Below are 4,033 nucleotides of genomic sequence, written 5' to 3' on the forward strand. Positions count from 1 at the left end.
CGAGGGGATCATCGTCAACGCCATCGCGCCCGGCGTCACAGACACCCCCCAGCTCGAGGTCGACGCCCGCGACGCGGACACCACCCTCGAGGAGATGCACCGACGGTATGCCGCGAGCATCCCGCTCGGACGCATCGGCACCACCGACGAGATGGCCGCCGTGGTGGCGCTCCTGGCCGACTTCCGGATGTCGGCCATGGTCGGCCAGGTGGTCCAGGCCAACGGCGGCGCCACCCGCACCCGGGCGTGACGGCGCCACCAGCAGACCCCCGGCCAACGGCGAGAGGACGAAAGATGCCAGAGGAGTACGCGAGGTACGACGACGGCGTCGTGGGGCAGGTCGACGGCCTCAAGGTGCCGCGGTACGCCGGTCTGACGACCTTCGCCCGCCTGCCCCGGCTGCAGGACGTGGACGACTACGACGTGGCGGTCGTGGGCGTCCCCTGGGACTCCGGGGTCACCTACCGACCCGGGGCCAGGTTCGGCCCGTCCGCGATCCGCCAGGCATCGCGCCTGTTGCGGCCGTACAACCCCGCCCTCGACGCGCAGCCGTTCCGTCACGCCCAGGTCGTCGACGCCGGTGACGTGGCCGCCAACCCGTTCGACATCGCCCGGGCCATCGACGAGACGCGCGAGGGCCTCGCCGCCCTCATCACCCCTGCCGGGCGTCAGGTCCTCAGCCTGGGTGGCGACCACACCATGGCCCTCCCGGCGCTGCAGGCCATGCACAGCGTCCACGGGCCGCTGGCCCTCGTGCACTTCGACGCGCACCTCGACACCTGGAACACCTACTTCGACGCGCCGTACACGCACGGCACACCGTTCCGCCGCGCGTCCGAGCAGGGGCTCGTCGTGAAGGGCAGCTCGGCCCACGTCGGCATCCGGGGCTCGCTCTACGACCGGCAGGACCTGCTCGACGACGAGGAGCTGGGCTTCACCATCGTGCACTGCCGCGACATCGACCGGATCGGTGTCGACGGCATCGTGGAGCGCGTCGTCGAGCGGGTCGGTGAGCACCCGGTCTACGTCTCCATCGACATCGACGTCCTCGACCCGGCGTTCGCGCCCGCGACGGGGACCCCGGAGGCCGGCGGCATGACGAGCCGCGAGCTGCTCGGCGTACTGCGCGGGATGCGCGAGCTGAGGCTCGTCGGCGCCGACATCGTCGAGGTGTCTCCGGTCTACGACCACGCGGAGGTGACCGCGGTGGCGGCGGCCAACATCGCCTACGAGCTGGTCACGATCATGTCCGAGCAGGCGAAGCGGTGACCGTTCCCGCGGTGCCGGTGTCCTGGCCCGGGGGGAGAGCCGCCGCCGCGGCCTTCACCTTCGACGTCGATGCCGAGTCGGCGGTGCTGTGGGGCAGCCCGGGCAACGCCGACCGGATGAGCGTCATGAGCCACCAGGCCTACGGGCCACTGGTGGGCGTCCCGCGGCTGCTCGGCCTGCTCGACCGGCACCGCATCCGCTCGACGTTCTTCGTCCCCGGCTACACCGCCCACCGCCATCCCGGAGTCGTCAAGGACATCGTGGCCGCCGGGCACGAGGTGGCCCACCACGGGTACCTCCACGAGCAGCCGACCGGGGTCAGCGCCGAGGAGGAGGCGGCCAACCTCGACCGCGGGCTCCAGGCGCTGGAGGAGGTCGCCGGCGTGCGCCCGGTGGGGTACCGGGCACCCATGTGGGACCTGTCCTGGCGCAGTCCGGCCCTGCTCGCCGAGCGCGGCTTCCTCTACGACTCGAGCCTCATGGACGCCGACGTCCCCTATGAGCTGGCCGTGGGACCGGCCACCGGCCACTCCCGCCAGGCATCGCTCGTCGAGATCCCGATCCAGTGGGCCCTCGACGACTGGGAGCAGTTCTGCTTCCTGCCCGACATCTCGGGCAGCGGGCTCATCGAGACCCCGCGCAAGGCGCGTGAGCTGTGGCAGGACGAGTTCGAGGCGCTGCGGGAGGTGGGGGGCTGCTGGGTCCTGACCAACCACCCGTTCCTCACCGGGCGGCCCTCTCGGGCACGGCAGCTCGACGAGCTCATGGCCCACGTCACCTCGTGCGTTGATGTCTGGACGGCTTCTCTGGTGGAGATCGCCCGACACGTGCGCTCCCTCGGCCTCACCCCGCGCTCCATCACCCGTCCAGACGTGGAGCCCTGAGGGATCTGTTGCGGGCCGACGGCCGTGCGCCCCGCCGGCCCGCGTGCCACCGTGGGTGCATGGCCGCGAGGAGTGCAGGGTGAGGGACCACGACGCCGACGTGCTGGTCGTGGGGGCGGGGCTGGCTGGGCTCGCCTGCGCGCGCACCCTCGAGCACGCCGGCCTGGTGGTGACCGTGCTCGAGCGGTCGGACGCCGTGGGCGGTCGGGTCCGCACCGAGACGATCGACGGCTTCCGGTGCGACCGCGGTTTCCAGCTGCTCAACCCGGCCTACCCGGCCGTGGAGCGCCTCATCGACGTGGGAGCCCTGCGCCTGTGCACCTTCGACGCGGGGGTGGCGGTGCGCAGGCGGGACGGCGAGCTGGCGGTGCTGGCGGACCCGCGCCGCGCCCCGAAGCTCATCGGCGCGACCCTGCGCAGCGGATACCTCGACGCCGGGGAGCTGTCGCAGCTGGCGAAGTGGGCCGCCCCCGCACTCCGTCCGGTGTCGCGGCTGAGGGGGGCCCCGGACACCACCCTGGCGACCTCGTTGGACGCTGCGGGCGTCACCGGGCGGCTCCGCCGGGAGGTGCTCGAGCGGTTCCTGGCCGGTGTCCTCGCCGACGACACCGGACGCACCTCGGCCGCCTTCGTCCGGCTGCTGTTGCGCTCGTTCCTGCTCGGCACGCCCGGCGTGCCGGCCCAGGGCATGCAGGCCCTGCCCGAGCAGATCGCCTCCGCGCTGCGCCGGCCCGTGCGCTGCGGCGTGTGGGCGGCGGCGCTCGGCAGCGGGGGCCGCGTCGAGACCTCCGAGGGGCCGTTGAGCGGGCGCGCCGTGGTGGTGGCGACCGACGCGGTGGACGCGCTGACGCTGGCGGGGGTCGGTGCGGAGCGGATGCGCGGCCTGCGGACCTGGTGGTTCGCGGCCGACGAGCCCCCGGACCCGCAGCGGCTGCTGGTCGTCGACGCCGCCGGGGGACCGGTGGTCAACTCCGCCGTGATGAGCACCGTCGCGCCGACCTACGCGCCCGCGGGGCGGGCGCTGGTCCAGGCGACGACGCTGCTGCCGAGCGCGGCCGACGAGGCGGCCGTGCGAAGCCACCTCGACCGGCTGTGGGGCGTCGCGACGTCGCGGTGGGAGGTGGTGGCGCGCCACGACGTCGAGCGCGCCCTGCCGGAGCAGTCGGCGCCGCTGCGGGCGCGCCGACCGGTGGCCCTGGGTGACGGCCTGTTCGTCGCCGGTGACCACCGCGACACCGCCTCGATCCAGGGGGCCCTGGCGTCCGGGCGCCGCGCTGCCCGGGCCGTGCTCTCGTCGCTGCGCTGACCACCCCCGCCTGAACTTTCTCGGGTCACCCGATAAACGTGCGCCTCACCCGAGAAACCTTCTCGGGGGAGGCGCAACGTTCTGGGGTGAAGCCTCGGCGCGGGCCGGGGCGGGCGGGTCGTCAGCGGCCGGCGGCCCCCACGGTCTCGACCTCGCGAGCCGCTGGCTGGGCCGCAACCGGGGCCGGCGCGTGGTCGTCGTCGATCATGGTGGCCTCGTCGAACGGCCGCTGCCCGGCCAGCACGGCGGCGCACTGGCTGCGGTCGATCTCGCTGGTCCAGGTGCCGATGAGCACCGTCGCGACGGCGTTGCCGGCGAAGTTGGTCAGGGCACGGGCCTCGCTCATCAGCCGGTCGATGCCGACGATGAAGCCGACGCCGTCCACGAGGTCGGGACGGTGCGACTGCAGGCCGCCGGCCAGTGTGGCGAGACCCGCACCGGTCACGCCGGCCGCGCCCTTGGAGGCGATGATCATGAACACCAGCAGCGAGATCTGCTGGCCGATGGAGAACGGCTTGTCCATGGCCTCGGCGATGAACAGCGACGCCATCGTCAGGTAGATCGCCGTCCCGTC

Annotated in this window: 5 protein-coding genes; 4 read left to right on the forward strand and 1 reads right to left on the reverse strand. The window is 73.5% G+C overall.

Annotated features, from left to right (window positions below; genetic code table 11):
• The 4 genes from VIB11_RS17330 to VIB11_RS17345 form a co-directional block, all read left to right on the forward strand.
• Positions 1–250: SDR family oxidoreductase (locus tag VIB11_RS17330; RefSeq protein ID WP_332057314.1), on the forward strand; the 250-nt coding region annotated here is incomplete at its 5' end.
• A gap of 44 nt (positions 251–294) precedes the next feature.
• Positions 295–1,269, forward strand: a complete 975-nt coding sequence (speB, locus tag VIB11_RS17335) for an agmatinase (protein WP_332057315.1) — start codon at positions 295–297, stop codon at positions 1,267–1,269.
• Positions 1,266–2,153, forward strand: a complete 888-nt coding sequence (locus tag VIB11_RS17340; RefSeq protein WP_332057316.1) for a polysaccharide deacetylase — start codon at positions 1,266–1,268, stop codon at positions 2,151–2,153. The genes speB and VIB11_RS17340 overlap by 4 nt, the downstream gene beginning before the upstream one ends.
• 79 nt (positions 2,154–2,232) lie before the next feature.
• The gene (locus tag VIB11_RS17345; protein WP_332057317.1) at positions 2,233–3,459 is read left to right on the forward strand and encodes an NAD(P)/FAD-dependent oxidoreductase; all 1,227 of its coding nucleotides are present in this window, start codon (positions 2,233–2,235) and stop codon (positions 3,457–3,459) included.
• A 121-nt stretch (positions 3,460–3,580) separates the two neighbouring features.
• On the opposite strand, the gene VIB11_RS17350 is transcribed toward VIB11_RS17345, so the two are convergent.
• Positions 3,581–4,033 (reverse strand): cation:dicarboxylate symporter family transporter (locus tag VIB11_RS17350; RefSeq protein ID WP_332057318.1); only part of this gene is annotated, 453 nt, incomplete at its 5' end.

This window comes from Pedococcus sp. (assembly GCF_036554925.1).
Classification (GTDB): domain Bacteria; phylum Actinomycetota; class Actinomycetes; order Actinomycetales; family Dermatophilaceae; genus Pedococcus_A.

Excerpts from the sequence above, each read along its gene's own strand:
- speB (WP_332057315.1), top strand. The coding sequence starts at position 295 with ATGCCAGAGGAGTACGCGAGGTACGACGACGGCGTCGTGGGGCAGGTC.